Consider the following 14,134-nt stretch of genomic DNA (forward strand, 5'->3'; position numbering starts at 1 on the left):
TAACAATGGACGTGAATGAACTTGCGCAATTCAACGCGCAAAATGCAAAGCCTGCGCGCATCAAACCAGGTTTCCACCCGTTGCATGAGGCGGCGATGCGCATCGCCTCATTCGGCAAGCCAAAGGCCAATTCGCGCACGCGTGACCTCGTCTCCATGCTTTTGGCGCATGGCGCACGCGCCTGGCGCGGGACGCAGCCTTCGGTCTCTATCCACCTATATGTCACCTCTCCCGCGGGACGCAGACCCGTCCGGATGCATATAGGCTAAAGCAGGCCCAGTTCCGATAGCTCCCGCTTGAGCTCATCGGGCATGTCATCAAGCCCCGTGCCCACCTCACCAAGGTCACGGGGCGCATCTTTTGCTTCCAGGTAACGCCAGCCTTGGAAGGGACGCTTGGGCTGCATCGACGTCTCGACCACCTGTGGTGCGAGAACGAGCTCGCAGCGTTTTATGCCGTCAACGTCCTTAAATTCCTTGATATCCAGCAATTGTTGACGGGCCTGAACCTGTCCCTTGATCACCCAGTAAAGAGAGCCGCCGTCCAGCAGCTCTTCCATCCGCTTGGGGACCATGCGGGTCACGTGCGACGAATGTGGCTCCATGCCGGCTGCCACCGCCGAGAGAGCCCGGTGTGATACCCAGTCGCGCAGATCGTCAATGGAATCCGCGCCGACACATAATTTTACCAAATGCAATGCCATGGCTCTATCAAGCCTGCCGAGGGCCAGGCGTCAAGTGCCGGAAATCAACATTCAACTGCGTTCACGGCGAGGCCGCCGGTTGATGTTTCCTTGTATTTCTCGCTCATATCGTAGCCTGTCTGCCGCATGGTCTCAACGCAGGCGTCCAAGGAGACGAAATGCTGACCGTCACCTTTGACGGCAAGCGATGCGGCTGTAACGGCCTTGACCGCGCCAAGTGCGTTGCGTTCGATACAGGGGACCTGCACCAATCCGCCCACGGGATCGCAGGTCATGCCCAGGTGATGTTCAAGGGCAATTTCGGCGGCGTTTTCGATCTGCTCCGGCGAACCGTTAAGCATCGCGGCCATCCCGGCGGCAGCCATGGCCGCTGCCGACCCCACCTCGCCCTGACAGCCGACTTCGGCACCGGAAATCGAGGCATTGTGCTTGATGATGCCGCCAATCGCAGCTGCGGTGAGCAGGAAGTCACGAATGCCGTTCTGGTCTGCTTCGTCGTGAAACTGAAGATAATAGCGCAACGTCGCCGGAATGACGCCAGCCGCACCGTTGGTCGGCGCGGTGACGATGCGCCCCCCGGCAGCATTTTCCTCATTGACGGCCATGGCGTAGACACTCAGCCAGTCGTTTGCAAAAACCGGATTGGGCCGGTTGGAGCGCCATTCGTTTTCAAGCTTCTGATGGATATTGGCGGCGCGCCGGCGCACCTTCAGGCCACCGGGCAATATGCCTTCGTGGCGAATCCCGCGCTCGATGCAGCTGTTCATCGCATCCCATATACGGTCGAGCCCGGCATTCAATTCCGCCGTGCTCATATGCACCTCTTCATTGGCGCGTTTCATTTGGGCAATTGTGAGTCCGGAACGGCTCGCCATGGCCAGCATGGATTTTGCATCGGCAAAGGGAAACGGAACCTTGGCCAAGGCTGCGGCGTCGGCCTTGCCGGATTTCAGCGCCTCAAGTTCGGTATCCGTCACCACAAAGCCGCCGCCGATGGAATAGTAGATGCGCGTCAGAAGCTGGCGGCCGTCCGCATCCAATGCCGAAAAACGCATGCCGTTCGCATGTCCCGGAAGCGCAACTTTCTTATCGAAGACGAGGCCTTCTGCCGGATCGAAATGGTAGCCAGGGTGGCCCTCCGGCACAATGCGGCGGCTTTTTTCAACAGTCTCGATGATGGCGTCCATACGGTCTGGATCGACCGTATCTGCCCGTTCACCCGTCAGCCCCAGGATCACCGCCCTGCCCGTGCCATGACCGATGCCGGTGAATGCGAGCGAGCCGTGAAGGCTGACCTTGATGGACGCGACATGCGCATTGGCCGGGCGCGGCCAGCGGTCAGACAAAATGAGATCAAGGAATGCGTTCGCCGCGGTCATTGGCCCCATCGTGTGAGAGCTGGACGGTCCTACGCCAATCTTGAAAACATCAAATACCGAAAGAAACATGAGCGCCGTCCAAAATGCGTTGACTGGTCTGAAAGCTACGCGCGCTTGGCGGTGCCTGCTGCTGCAGCGCCGTCACTGGCTTTTGTCAATGCGACACGTCCGGGCGGCGGCGATCTCCAATCCGGAGGGGTAGACAACAAAAAACGCGGCTCGCCATGCGAACCGCGCTTCGAGGAAAAACTGGACTTTCAGCTGCTTATGCGGCTCCAGTGATGAGCCAAGCCAGAACCAAAACGCCCGCGAAACCAACCAGTGCCCGGACAGTGACGCCCCAGCACGATTTCTGCACAGTTTGTTCCATTAAGACCTCATTTTGAAAAAATGCGTCACGCGAAATGACCGCGCCACATGAGCCGTGATTAATACATTCTTAGCACTTGCGCAACGCCAAAAAAGGCAAAATCGTGGCGCTTTCAACAATGCTGCTATCGCACTCACGCATAGCTTTCCCTGCAGCGCCGAGGTTTTATGCAGCGTTCGCCCGTTAAACATTTTGGCAGTGATCGGTACAGGGCCACAATGTGCCACGATTTTTCCCAACTGGTTTCTGGCTGTTAAGGAATTCCACAAAGGCCGAATCAGTGGCACAAAAGGTTATGACCAATCTCGATATATTCGCTCTTGTCATTTTTCTGGCGCTCTGGCTCGGTTTCAGTCTGTTGACCGACGGAAGACGGAAGCTGCCGCGCCCCAGCCTGACCAGCCTCGTCAATACCTATCGCGCGAACTGGATCAGGAACTCCCTGACCCGCGACCTCAAGATGATCGACACACAGATCATCTCCGGGCTTCAAAACGGAACAGCCTTTTTTGCCTCCACGTCGATCTTTGCACTGGGCGGATGTTTTGCGCTTCTCGGAGCGGCAGATCAGGCCCAGAAAATCTATGACGACCTGCCGCTCATTGCCGATGCAGGCCGTGCGATCTTTGAGGTCAAGGCGGGCGGACTGGCCTGTATCTTCGGTTATTCGTTTTTCAAATTCGGCTGGTCCTACCGTTTGTTCAACTATTGCTCGATCGTGTTCGGATCGATTCCCATGACGGCGGGAGCGAATGCATCACCCGAAACGTCGCATCAACTGGTGGAACGGGCAATCCGTCTCAATATTCTGGCCGGTCGCCACTTTAACGCCGGATTGCGCGCGATATTCCTGTCCATTGGATATCTCGGTTGGTTTGTTGGTCCATACGTGTTCATGCTTGCGACAGTGTTTGTCATGGTCGTCCTCATAAGGCGGCAGTTTTTCTCCGAAGCCCGCGAGGCGTTGCTTTGACCGGAGTCTTCTCTTTCCCACGCATTTTCAAGGACAGCGGGAACGCGAATCCCGGCACCTCTCACAGGCTTGGCCATGTAGACGTGGCGCGCGCCGTAGCGCTTCTGGCGATGGCCAGCTACCACTTTTCCTGGGATCTGGAATTCTTCGGCTATTTGGAACCGGCTACTGCAAGCACAGGTTTTCTGAAGATATACGCACGATGCATCGCGTCCTCGTTTCTCATACTCGCCGGTATGGGACTTTTTTGGGCGCATGAAAAAGGCTTCAAACCGCGTTCGATCCTCAAGCGGCTCGTCAAGGTCGGCGGCGCGGCCTTGCTCATCAGCGTTGCCACCTGGTTCGCGATGCCGGGCGGCTGGATCTTTTTTGGAATTCTGCACCAGATTGCAGCAGCCAGCATTCTGGCGCTCGTCTTTCTGCGTCTACCGACTGCGATGACCGCAATTGCTGCGATCTTTTTCATCGCCGCACCCCATTTCCTGCGCAGTGACGTCTTCAATACGCCTTGGCTCTATTGGGTCGGGCTTTCCACGCGCGTTCCGCTTTCCAACGACTATGTGCCGATTTTTCCCTGGTTCGGGGCGGTGCTTGGCGGGGTTTGCCTGGCACGCTTGATCGACTGGCTGAAACTTCGTCCGTACCTCTCTTCACAAGAGGCTGAGAAAAATTCTGTGTACAGAGGTTTCGCCCTCGCCGGGCGTCACAGTCTTGCCATCTATCTCCTTCACCAGCCGGTGCTGATCGCTCTGGTGTGGTGCTTCGCGCAGGTTATGCCTGCCCAAAAAGAAGATCCCGGTGTGACCTTTATCAATGAGTGCTCCATCTCATGCATGTCAGATGGAACAGAGGATCGGAGCTTTTGCACCCGCTATTGCGGCTGCATGCTCACCGCCCTGACTGAGAAGAAGCTCTTTGTGGATGGTCAGCTTGACGCAACTATAGCGGGCTATAATCAGAAACTAGAAGATGCTGTGGAGGCGTGTTCCATCAGCATGAGGTGATGTAGGTATCATGAACGAATACCGCTCAAGACCTTTAAACTTTCCCTGGCCGCCGCTGATTTATGCGGTCGCAGCTTTGCTGGCCCTTGCAGCGCATCTCTATCTACCAACACCATTGAGCCCCCTCAACGGCATCATCTTCCGTGCTGTCGGTGGGTTCATGATTGCGCTGGGTTTGTTTTTCGATCTCTGGGCGCTGAAGACCCTGCACCAAAGCGGGACGACCGTAATGCCCAACCGTTGCGCCACGCATCTCGTTACCACCGGTCCGTTTCAGTACACGCGCAACCCGGTTTACCTCGGTTATACGCTTTCGCTGTCAGGTTTGGGATTTTTGCTCGGCATCGTTTGGCTACCGGTGGCGGCCATTGCGGCGGCCACGCTCACCTATTTTCTCGCCATTCGCCGCGAGGAGCTCCACCTGCTCTCACGCTTCGGATGCGATTTCGAGCGCTACCGCCGCCGGGCACGCTGCTGGATTTAGATCAGGTTCCGGTTTAGGTGCTGACACCGATCTCAGCGAGACGTGTCAGACAGGATTCTTCAATACTGTCCAGCTCATTGAGTGTGTCTTCGATATCCTTGCGCTTTTGCTTCAGCTCTTCACGCTTCTCCGAGACGCGCTGCATCAAGAGCCGCAACTGTCCCGATTCGCCGGGTGGGTCCTTGTAGACAAGAATGATCTCGCGAATTTCGGCAATCGTGAAGCCGATGCGACGGCCTCTGAGGATGTTTTGAATTATACGGCGATCGGCTGGTCTGAAAAGACGAGTACGGCCCTTCCGTTCGGGATGGATCAGCCCCTCGTCTTCATAGAAGCGCAACGTTCGCGTGGAGATACCGAATTCGCGCGTCAGCTCCGTGATCGTGTATAGTTTGTCCAACGTACCATTCCCGTTTGATAGAACGGAAACTTAATTGACCTTAACGTAAAAGTCAATCAAACGACATTTCCAACAGGCCATCAGAAAACGCCGAACCACCAGGCTGCGAGCCCGAGAAACGCAAAGAAGCCAACAACATCGGTCACCGTGGTGACGAATACGGATGAAGCAACGGCCGGGTCGGCTCCAAGCTTGTCGAGGAGCAGGGGTATCAAGATGCCGGCGAGTGCTGCGGCCATCATGTTGACCACCATGGCAACGGCGATGATCCCGCCAATGGTCTCACTCTGGAACCAGGCACCAGCCACAATGCCGATCAGCCCGCCGAATACCACGCCATTCAACAGCCCAACGCCTGCTTCACGCCGGATGATGCGGCCTGCATTGTAAATATCGAGATCACGGGTTGCGAGCGCGCGCACTGTCACGGTCATGGTCTGCGAACCGGCATTCCCACCCATGCCTGCCACGATCGGCATCAAAACGGCGAGCGCCACAACTTTTTCGATAGCCGCATCGAAAAGGGAGATCACACTCGCAGCCAGTATTGCCGTCCCAAGGTTGACCAGAAGCCAGGGAAGTCGCGAACGCGAAGCACTGCCGACGGAGTCGGACAGTTCTTCGTCGCCCACACCACCAAGGCGCATGATGTCTTCTTCGGCCTCTTCCTGGATCACGTCCACCACATCGTCAATCGTGAGCACGCCGACAAGCCGCTCATTTTCATCAACGACGGCGGCAGACAGAAGGTCGTAGCGTTCGAAGAGCTGAGCCGCCTCTTCCTGGTCCATTTCGGCCGGCACGGGATGATTTGTCTCGTGCATGATGTCTTCGATACGGGTGGAGCGCGCCGCGCGCAAAATCTTGTCGAGATAGACCGCACCCAAAAGCTTGAACGTCGGATCGATGACGAAAACCTGCGAAAATGAATCCGGGAGGTCTTCGTCTTCGCGCATGTAGTCGATTGTCTGGCCGACCGTCCAGAACGGCGGCACAGCGACAAACTCCGTCTGCATGCGTCGGCCAGCCGAGCTTTCAGGATAATCCAGCGACCGGCGCAGCCTCACCCGCTCCGTAAACGGCAGTTTGGAGAGGATTTCCTCCTGATCCTCTTCGTCGAGGTCTTCCAGGATGTAGACGGCGTCGTCCGAATCCATTTCGCCGAGCGCTTCAGCGATTTTTTCATTCGACATCTGCTCGACAATTTCAAGGCGGATGGTGTCGTCCACCTCGGTCAAAGCTGTAAAGTCGAAGTCGTCGCCGAGCAGTTGGATCAGGGCGTGGCGCTGGTCGGAATTCAGGGACTCGATGATGTCGCCGATTTCCGATTCGTGGAGGTCAGCAACATTGTGGCGCAGATAGAGGATATCCCGATCTGCGATTGCAGCACCGACAAGGGCAAGGAAGTCCTTGCGAACAAAGCCGTCCTCGTCGTAGATGCCGGTGATTTCACTCACATCATCTTCGAAATGTGCGCGCTCACCTTCCTGCTCGCCGGCTTCGGTCATCGGCGTCCCTCTTTATTGGTTTGATGATTGTTCAGCAGGCGCACACGCCTGATGTTCTGCTAACCGAAAACAGACAAAAGGTCTACCTTTGGCGGTGATCGTATTGAAATTTCTTATTGAAATGCTGTCGTTTTTCGGCAGAAATCTGGTCTTGGCCTGCCCTGCCCCCAAATCTCCCTTTCAGCGACACACTTCTTTACAAACGCCGCGAATAGGCGAAACGTTCCTTGTCCAGATTGTCACTATCGAAAACGAGCCGATCCGTCGGCATGACAGCAGAAGAGGAGTTTCGATTATGACAAATTCACAAAAGACAAGCACCTGGAAGAAGACCCTCATCGTCGGCGTGGTAACGCTTTCTACCCTCGCCGGCACCGGCTTTACGGCAGCCCGTGCAGGAGGCTGGAAAGACGGCGGACGCAACGGAGAATACGGTCAGCAGATGGGCCGGGGTGGCCACGGGCCCATGGGTGGCGGCTTTGATCGTGCATTTTCAGGCGAGCGGCTTGACCGATTCCTGTCGATGATCGACGCGACACCCGAGCAGAAGGAAAAGATCACTGCCATCTTCACCAAGGTGCGTGATGACATGGAGGCCAAGCGTGATGCGCGCACCGACAATCGCAAGGACATGCAGGCAGAAGTCACAAAACTTCTCAAAGCGCCGGAGTTCGACCGGGCAGCTGCGGAAAACCTGCTTGAAGGCCGCGACGCAATGCGCGACGACAGCCGCCAACTGATCCAGACAGCCCTTCTCGACGCTGTTGAGGTGCTGACGCCCGAGCAGCGGACGAAAGTGGCCGATTTTGCTTCCGAGCGCGGCGGCATGTTCTTCGGCGACCGTGGCCACGGCTGGCGCAATTGATGCTATAAGCCGCTGATCCCGGCTGGTAAAAATGAGGAATAAAACATGGCGGCAGAGGTTTTGATCATAGACGATGATACGCGCCTCTCCGCCATGGTTGCTGAATACCTTGGAAAATCAGGCTTCGATGCCAGAACGGCGGTCACCGGAGCCGAAGGCCTTTCGCAAATCGAACAGAAGAAACCGGATGCCGTGATTCTCGATATCATGCTGCCGGATACGGACGGTTTCGAGGTCTGTCGCAAAATCCGTCTTTCATCCGATGTGCCTGTGATCATGCTCACCGCAAAGGGGGAAGAAACGGACCGGATCGTTGGCCTTGAACTTGGCGCGGACGATTATCTCCCCAAGCCCTTCAACCCACGGGAATTGCTGGCGAGATTAAAGGCGATTTTACGCCGTGCAAGCAACACGTCGCAGGCAGAAACCGTTTCAGTGCTGAAATTCGGCGAACTGGTCATTGACCCGGATTCGCGCCTTGTCTCGGTCGGTGGAGAGCCAAAGTCGCTTACTGCCTATCAATTCGACATGCTTTGCGCCTTCGCCGAACATCCTGGACGAGTCCTCAGCCGCGATCAGCTGATGGATCTGCTAAAGGGCAAGGAGCTGGATGTGTTTGACCGCTCCATAGACGTACACATATCCCGGATCCGTGCAGCAATTGAGAAGGACCCGAAGCATCCGCGGCGCATCATCACGGTGCGCGGTGCCGGCTATGTGTTTGCCCGAAACCAGAATGACATCTGAGAAAACATCATGATCCGGCGCTCGCTCTTCCTGCAGATTTACGCTCTCATCATCGCAAGTTTGGCGATTGCGGCCGTTATCCTGGTGACGCTCACAGGCATGGGGCGCTTTGATCAGCGCGACCCCTTGCGTGCGCAGCTGGGCCAGGTGATGGGGCTGTTGCTCAGCCCGGAGGACCAGCCGGAGAATGTGCAACGCGCCGTTCGCCGCGTGGCGCGTGTTTTTCATGCCGATATCTCTGTATATGACGCCACGGGTCGGCTTGTGGCCAGTTCTGGTGAGCACCTGCCCTACAACACGGTGCCAACCGAGCCTGAGGGCTTTCGCTCGGGAACCAGAACCTATGTGCTGAATACGGACCACAATATGCGAGTCATCATGCATTTGCGCTCGCCGTTCCGCAATCCGCGGCGCAATATTGCGTTTATCATCGTCGTCATTGCCGCGGCTGTGGGCGCTGCTGCCTATCCGGTTGCCCGTTACCTGACGCGAAGGCTCACCAATTTGCGTGACGGGATGGAAATCTGGAGCCGGGGCGCGCTGTCCACCCGGGTTGCTGTGGAGGGCCGCGACGAAATCGCGGAAGCAGCAAAAACCTTCAATATGGCAGCAGACCGCATCGAGCAGTTGATCACCGCACAGAAGAGCCTGCTTGCCAATGCGAGCCATGAATTGCGCTCACCGCTCGCCCGATTGCGGATGGCAACGGAAATGTATGAGGAGGCCCCCAGCGACACGTTGAAGGATGAGATCCTCAAGAATTTGGCGGAGTTGGATGAACTGGTGGAAGAAATCCTGATCATGAGCAGGCTGGAAAGCAAGCAGGATGAAGCAGCGCATGAGCCGTTGGAACTCGTTTCCCTGGTGGCGGAAGAAGGCGCCCATTTCAATGCCGATATTTCCGGCGAGCCGGTGATCATCCGTGGCAATGCAAAACTTGTTCGTCGCCTGGTGCGCAATCTCTTTCAAAATGCCGCGCGACACGGCAGACCGCCATTCGAGGCCCACATCAGTCTGCGGGCGAACACGGTCTCGTTGATCATCCGCGACCATGGTGACGGTATATCGGAAGCCGAGCGCGAACGGATCTTCGAACCCTTCTATCGGCCCGCCGGACGAGCGGAATCATCCGGCGGCTGGGGCATTGGCCTTGCTCTTGTCCGCCAGATTGCCAAGGCTCATGGCGGCACGGTGCGATATCAGGATCAGCAAGACGGCGGAGCAGGATTTGTGGTTGAATTTCCAGTCGCTTAGGACGGTCACCAGGAAAAACTTTCACCGCTGGGTAAAAAACTATGACTATCCACTTGTGCAGCCCAACGCCTTTTGCTACATGCAGCCGCGCCGGAGCAATCCGGCCTACCAGGTCAGCGGTCGTGGCGGAATTGGTAGACGCGCAGCGTTGAGGTCGCTGTGGGGCAACCCGTGGAAGTTCGAGTCTTCTCGACCGCACCAAGAACCCGGCTTTTTAGCCGGGTTTTTTGTTGCCTTTGTCATCAGCACCCCCCATATCGTTTTCGCACTGTGGCCACCGAGACAGGAATGGATGATGCTGCGACAAGACCTGGAAAGAACGATGCTGCCCCCCGCAGGCGCGCCGCCCGTTCGCTGGCGCGTGTCAAACGGACAGGTACCCTACGACGAAGCCGTATCACTCATGGAAGCTGAGGTTGCCAGCATTGCAGCCGGCGAGGCAGACGAACTTGTGTGGCTTCTGGAGCATCCTCCGCTCTACACCGCAGGCACCAGCGCAGAATCAGGTGACCTCATTCAGCCGGACCGCTTTCCGGTGTTTCAGACCGGTCGTGGCGGCGAATATACCTATCACGGCCCCGGTCAGCGTGTTGCCTATGTCATGGTTGACCTGAAGCGGCGCAGGCAGGATGTCCGTGCCTATGTGGCGGCGCTCGAGGAAGTGATCATCCGCACGCTTGATGCCATGAACGTCAAGGGCGAACGCCGGGAGGATCGGGTTGGTGTCTGGGTACAAAGGCCGGAAAGACCGCCTCTCCCCGATGGTTCGGTTGCCGAAGACAAGATCGCTGCTCTGGGCATTCGCATCCGCAAATGGGTGACCTTCCATGGCCTGTCGATCAATGTCGATCCCGACCTTGATCACTTCAGCGGCATCGTCCCTTGCGGCATTTCTGCCTATGGCGTCACGAGCCTTGTCGATCTGGGTCTCCTTGTCTCGCTGTCGGATGTCGACGTCCTGCTGCGCCAGGCATTCGAAGAGGTCTTCGGTGCTACAGTCGCTGTGTGACTAAGCAAACAACTTGCTACATGCCCTTATGATCGCATAGGCGTGGATCAGAACCGCTGCATAAAGCCCGAGTCCGGCCATCAAGCGTTCAGGATCGCTCATGGGCATCATTGCGTGACGTGGTTTGGCCCCGCTTTTCACCATGAAGCTCAGCAGCGCGAAAACAGCAAGCGCCGTCATCAAGGCTTCACGCGGCAGTCCGATTTCCCAGCCCGTGAACAGGATCGCACCTGAAATCAGGAAACTGCCGACAACCTGCAGCGTGGGGGTGCGAAAAATCTGCCGTATGGCTTGGCCGCCGTCAAAGCGCTGCATGGGAAGCAGATTGAGAAGGTTGAATGCGCCGAGGATGAGCAGGAAGACAAGCGATGGCCGCATCAGTTCCGCCGTCAACCAGCCATTTTCGGCTGCATGCGTGACGCCCGTGATCAACGGAACGAAAAAGCCCGAGACACCCGCACCCATGATGGCGCAAACGGCGATTTCAAAACGGCTGTTATAAGGCCGACCGCCAATGGCAATTCCACCCAGCAGCGGAATGAAGACCATGCGCACACGCTTGTGGCCAAATGCCCGGAAGGCGACCATATGACCTAGCTCATGGAGCGCAATTACAACGGTCAACATGCTGGAAAGCATGAGGCCGGTCAGGTTCAGGCCGAAGAACGGCCATAGAAGGATGGTGGAGAAGACGGCAAGGGAAAATTGTGTGAGCGGATGTTCGAAAATGCCGCCTGTCTTTACCCGACCGTCGTTGAGCCAGGCGCTCAAGGCATTCATCTCACGCCTCAAGCTGAAATAGCGGAAAATCAGAAACGCAAAGCCGCGATAGCGGTCTGACCGCTCGATCAGGACATCAGTTCCTTCAGCCACAGGTCTGAGCGTGCAATGTTCCCGATAATTCCGCCAGAAGATCGGATCAAGGGCTGTATCTTCCACCACCTGCGCCATATAGCCGCTTCCGTTACCATCGACTTCGACCTGGTAAACAACCTCGATCGGCTGACCTGTCCGGTCCAGATTCGAATGGACATGCACCGCCCTGTTTTCAGCCACAGCGCGAGTCGAAACGACTGAAGCACGCCAATCAGCATTTTTGCCAAGGGGGTTGAGCGCATTCCAGACGCGTTGGGGCGCTGCGTCCAGATGGCGGCTCAGGCGTATCGTGCGCCTGCCCAAGGGCGCGGCAAGCAGCAGCCAGACAAGTCCCAGATTAATGACGATCAGCAACAACGCCGCTGTGGACACTTTTGAATCTCCCGGTCGCCTGCGGGGATTAAATTGACCAACCGGCGATCCCCATAGTCTTTTAATCGACGATACCCTAAGGAAGCCAAAAAAGTGCTTTGCAATTGCTTCGCATTTTAGCGTTGATCAATTTTCTTGCCTATTGCCTGAGAAGGTCGCTGGCACAGTCGTTTTCCAAGGTCACGACACAAGGCTCACCAGTGCCATCAACGGCAATCTCACCATCCTCCTCCGGCGGCATTTCCGTGAGCTTACCGGTATTCTCGTCGACATAAAGTTGCACCGGACCCGCATTTTGAGCGGGCAATTTGGGTTCTGGCGTGATTTCGCCGTCGGACCCGAACCGTGTGCTTGAATTCAGCAAAGCATCACCGCCGGCTTGTGGTTGATAGGCGCGGGCCACTGCGGGGGAAACAGCCTCCCCGCCCTCGAGCCTCGTTGAAATTTGCGGTTCCGGTCGGATGGCATTGGGTGACGGCGCCGCCAGGGCAAATTCCATGCGTATGCGGGTTGCAATTGCTTCGGCCAGCGATGCGCTCGCAAATGCGCGGCTACCTGCAAAACTGACGGCTTCGAAGTCGGTCAGATACAGGGGCTCGCTCGTCTGGGGATTGCGGGCAATTACCTGGACCCGCGCTCTGTTCTCACGTGAGCCAAGGCCTCGGCCGCCATTGACGTTCAAAATGCCGACATCCAGATAGGCAGCCTGCACTGGTCCGCCGCGGTGGCTGATCTCGATGGAGGCATCAAGGCGGCGCTGCAGTTCTGCCTTCAATTCCGGATCGATGGAAGCGGAGAGGCTGATGCTGGCGGCTGTGATCTCGAAGACGTTCTGCTGATAATAGGTCTGCTTGCGCGGGGCGCATGCACTAAGAAGCGCAACGGCAAGGAAGGAAAGGACGAGATGAAATGTCAGTTTGCGCATGCCCGTCTCTGTATCGTTAAAAGATGGGGCATGATCTGCGAAACATGGTTAGTGAAGGGTTAAATTCTACTGTGGGGCACACGCCTTTCGCCAAATTCCTCCCGGTTGCCTTGATTCAATCGAAAGGCTTCCCTCGATAGGTGTCTTTCGCTAGTCATGTGTTCACGTTCAACGTGGGAGGATTCTGAGGGATGGATACAACATCACAAACCGATGCGCCTCTTCTGTCTTGGCAGGAAGGCAAAGCGGGACGTATACGGCTGAACAGGCCCAAAGCTCTCAACGCGCTGAATGCTGCGATGGTGGGCGCAATTCGCACCGCTCTGGACAGCTGGGCAGAGGACGACAATGTCGCCACCGTGATCATCGACGCAGCCGGCGACAAGGCGTTTTGCGCCGGCGGCGATATTCGCTTCATGTATGATACCGGACGAGAAGACCCTGCCCCAGGACGCAAATTCTGGCGCGATGAATATTGCGTCAACCTTCTCATTTCCCGCTACCCCAAACCAGTTGTTGCGTTGATAGACGGCATAACCATGGGCGGCGGTGTCGGCCTTGCCGGACATGCCTCTCACCGGGTGGTGACCGAGCGCGCCGTGGTCGCCATGCCGGAAACGTCCATTGGTTTCCTTCCAGATGTTGGCGGGACCTATCTTCTCTCCCGAGCACCTGGAAAAACAGGTCTCTATCTGGGGACAACATCGAGCCGCATGAACGCCGCCGACGCGATCTATGCGAATTTCGCCGATGCTTTCATTCCTTCCGAGAGGTTACCGACTTTATGTGAGCGCCTCGCCGATGGAGCAGATACAGATGAGGCCATTGCAGCCCTTTCCTCTTCGGCACCGGATGGAACGCTTGTACAGATGAGGGGTGAAATCGATACCACCTTCGACGGCGCAACCATGCTGGAATGTCTGCAGAACATTGAGCGTCTGGCTGTCTCCGGCGATGCATGGGCGATAAAGACTGCGGCGGCACTCAGGCATAACAGCCCCTTTTCGCTGGCAGCCACCTTCTATGCGCTTCGCCAGGCCGAAAATCACGATCTCGAGGATTGCTTAAAAATGGAGTACCGCTTTTCCCACCGTGTGCTCGACCACGACGATTATTACGAAGGCGTGCGCGCCGTGATCGTCGACAAGGACCGCAATCCGAAATGGTCGCCTGCCCGCCTAGAAGATGTCGACGCCGCTCAAGTCGCGTCCATGTTTGCGGATTTGGGCGAGGATGAATGGCGTTTTTCCTGAAACCTTCAGGAC

General features: G+C 56.7%; 15 protein-coding genes and 1 tRNA gene. 10 read left to right on the plus strand and 6 right to left on the minus strand.

Annotated features, from left to right (window positions below):
* Positions 1-5: 5 nt before the first annotated feature.
* The gene (locus NHF56_RS07795) at positions 6-269 is read left to right on the plus strand and encodes a hypothetical protein (protein ID WP_252803115.1); all 264 of its coding nucleotides are present in this window, start codon (positions 6-8) and stop codon (positions 267-269) included.
* Here NHF56_RS07795 and NHF56_RS07800 read toward each other — a convergent pair.
* A complete protein-coding gene (locus NHF56_RS07800; RefSeq protein ID WP_252803117.1) occupies positions 266-703 on the minus strand; it encodes a DUF1489 family protein in 438 nt (145 codons plus the stop codon). The two genes, NHF56_RS07795 and NHF56_RS07800, sit on opposite strands and share 4 nt — an antisense overlap.
* A gap of 44 nt (positions 704-747) precedes the next feature.
* Positions 748-2,151 (minus strand): L-serine ammonia-lyase, encoded by a 1,404-nt coding sequence (locus NHF56_RS07805; protein ID WP_252803119.1) that lies wholly within the window; start codon positions 2,149-2,151, stop codon positions 748-750.
* A gap of 596 nt (positions 2,152-2,747) precedes the next feature.
* Here NHF56_RS07805 and NHF56_RS07810 point away from each other — a divergent pair.
* The 3 genes from NHF56_RS07810 to NHF56_RS07820 are packed head-to-tail and all read left to right on the plus strand — an operon-like array spanning position 2,748 to position 4,913.
* Positions 2,748-3,425, plus strand: coding sequence for a DUF599 domain-containing protein (locus NHF56_RS07810; RefSeq protein ID WP_252804916.1), 678 nt, complete (start codon positions 2,748-2,750; stop codon positions 3,423-3,425).
* The gene (locus NHF56_RS07815) at positions 3,323-4,429 is read left to right on the plus strand and encodes a heparan-alpha-glucosaminide N-acetyltransferase (protein ID WP_252803121.1); all 1,107 of its coding nucleotides are present in this window, start codon (positions 3,323-3,325) and stop codon (positions 4,427-4,429) included. The genes NHF56_RS07810 and NHF56_RS07815 overlap by 103 nt, the downstream gene beginning before the upstream one ends.
* 10 nt (positions 4,430-4,439) lie before the next feature.
* Complete coding sequence (locus NHF56_RS07820) at positions 4,440-4,913, plus strand: isoprenylcysteine carboxylmethyltransferase family protein (RefSeq protein WP_252803122.1); 474 nt, start codon at positions 4,440-4,442, stop codon at positions 4,911-4,913.
* Between the two features lie 13 nt (positions 4,914-4,926).
* Here the strand turns inward: NHF56_RS07820 and NHF56_RS07825 are convergent, their stop codons facing one another.
* Positions 4,927-5,313, minus strand: a complete 387-nt coding sequence (locus NHF56_RS07825) for a MerR family DNA-binding transcriptional regulator (protein WP_252803124.1) — start codon at positions 5,311-5,313, stop codon at positions 4,927-4,929.
* Positions 5,314-5,393: 80 nt separating this feature from the next.
* Positions 5,394-6,821: a magnesium transporter gene (mgtE, locus tag NHF56_RS07830; protein WP_252803126.1), complete on the minus strand. Its 1,428-nt coding sequence runs from the start codon at positions 6,819-6,821 to the stop codon at positions 5,394-5,396.
* A gap of 295 nt (positions 6,822-7,116) precedes the next feature.
* On the opposite strand from mgtE, the gene NHF56_RS07835 reads away from it, so the two are divergent.
* The 5 genes from NHF56_RS07835 (at position 7,117) to lipB (ending at position 10,696) form a co-directional block, all read left to right on the plus strand.
* On the plus strand, positions 7,117-7,686 hold the full coding sequence (locus NHF56_RS07835) for a Spy/CpxP family protein refolding chaperone (protein WP_252803127.1): 570 nt from the start codon (positions 7,117-7,119) through the stop codon (positions 7,684-7,686).
* Positions 7,687-7,731: 45 nt separating this feature from the next.
* Positions 7,732-8,433 carry a response regulator gene (locus tag NHF56_RS07840; protein WP_252803129.1) on the plus strand — a complete coding sequence of 234 codons (702 nt, stop codon included), beginning with the start codon at positions 7,732-7,734 and terminating at the stop codon, positions 8,431-8,433.
* Between the two features lie 9 nt (positions 8,434-8,442).
* Positions 8,443-9,687 (plus strand): HAMP domain-containing sensor histidine kinase, encoded by a 1,245-nt coding sequence (locus tag NHF56_RS07845; RefSeq protein ID WP_252803131.1) that lies wholly within the window; start codon positions 8,443-8,445, stop codon positions 9,685-9,687.
* Positions 9,688-9,803: 116 nt separating this feature from the next.
* Positions 9,804-9,888, plus strand: a tRNA-Leu gene (locus tag NHF56_RS07850).
* 91 nt (positions 9,889-9,979) lie between these two features.
* Positions 9,980-10,696: a lipoyl(octanoyl) transferase LipB gene (gene lipB / locus NHF56_RS07855; protein WP_252803133.1), complete on the plus strand. Its 717-nt coding sequence runs from the start codon at positions 9,980-9,982 to the stop codon at positions 10,694-10,696.
* Here the strand turns inward: lipB and NHF56_RS07860 are convergent, their stop codons facing one another.
* Both NHF56_RS07860 and NHF56_RS07865 read right to left on the minus strand, forming a co-directional pair.
* The gene (locus tag NHF56_RS07860) at positions 10,697-11,944 is read right to left on the minus strand and encodes a hypothetical protein (RefSeq protein WP_252803135.1); all 1,248 of its coding nucleotides are present in this window, start codon (positions 11,942-11,944) and stop codon (positions 10,697-10,699) included.
* A 139-nt stretch (positions 11,945-12,083) separates the two neighbouring features.
* Entirely contained in the window at positions 12,084-12,869 is a 786-nt protein-coding gene (locus NHF56_RS07865) for a hypothetical protein (protein WP_252803138.1), read from the minus strand.
* Between the two features lie 191 nt (positions 12,870-13,060).
* Between NHF56_RS07865 and NHF56_RS07870 the strand changes: the two genes are divergently transcribed.
* On the plus strand, positions 13,061-14,122 hold the full coding sequence (locus NHF56_RS07870; RefSeq protein ID WP_252803140.1) for an enoyl-CoA hydratase/isomerase family protein: 1,062 nt from the start codon (positions 13,061-13,063) through the stop codon (positions 14,120-14,122).
* Positions 14,123-14,134 lie beyond the last annotated feature (12 nt).

It is taken from the genome of Rhizobium sp. L1K21 (genome assembly GCF_024055895.1).
Classification (GTDB): Bacteria; Pseudomonadota; Alphaproteobacteria; order Rhizobiales; family Rhizobiaceae; genus Ensifer_A.

Excerpts from the sequence above, each read along its gene's own strand:
- NHF56_RS07820 (WP_252803122.1), top strand. The coding sequence starts at position 4,440 with ATGAACGAATACCGCTCAAGACCTTTAAACTTTCCCTGGCCGCCGCTG.
- NHF56_RS07810 (WP_252804916.1), top strand. The coding sequence starts at position 2,748 with ATGACCAATCTCGATATATTCGCTCTTGTCATTTTTCTGGCGCTCTGG.
- NHF56_RS07865 (WP_252803138.1), bottom strand. The coding sequence starts at position 12,869 with ATGCGCAAACTGACATTTCATCTCGTCCTTTCCTTCCTTGCCGTTGCG.
- NHF56_RS07835 (WP_252803127.1), top strand. The coding sequence starts at position 7,117 with ATGACAAATTCACAAAAGACAAGCACCTGGAAGAAGACCCTCATCGTC.
- NHF56_RS07795 (WP_252803115.1), top strand. The coding sequence starts at position 6 with ATGGACGTGAATGAACTTGCGCAATTCAACGCGCAAAATGCAAAGCCT.
- NHF56_RS07800 (WP_252803117.1), bottom strand. The coding sequence starts at position 703 with ATGGCATTGCATTTGGTAAAATTATGTGTCGGCGCGGATTCCATTGAC.
- NHF56_RS07840 (WP_252803129.1), top strand. The coding sequence starts at position 7,732 with ATGGCGGCAGAGGTTTTGATCATAGACGATGATACGCGCCTCTCCGCC.
- lipB (WP_252803133.1), top strand. The coding sequence starts at position 9,980 with ATGATGCTGCGACAAGACCTGGAAAGAACGATGCTGCCCCCCGCAGGC.
- mgtE (WP_252803126.1), bottom strand. The coding sequence starts at position 6,821 with ATGACCGAAGCCGGCGAGCAGGAAGGTGAGCGCGCACATTTCGAAGAT.
- NHF56_RS07805 (WP_252803119.1), bottom strand. The coding sequence starts at position 2,151 with ATGTTTCTTTCGGTATTTGATGTTTTCAAGATTGGCGTAGGACCGTCC.
- NHF56_RS07870 (WP_252803140.1), top strand. The coding sequence starts at position 13,061 with ATGGATACAACATCACAAACCGATGCGCCTCTTCTGTCTTGGCAGGAA.
- NHF56_RS07845 (WP_252803131.1), top strand. The coding sequence starts at position 8,443 with ATGATCCGGCGCTCGCTCTTCCTGCAGATTTACGCTCTCATCATCGCA.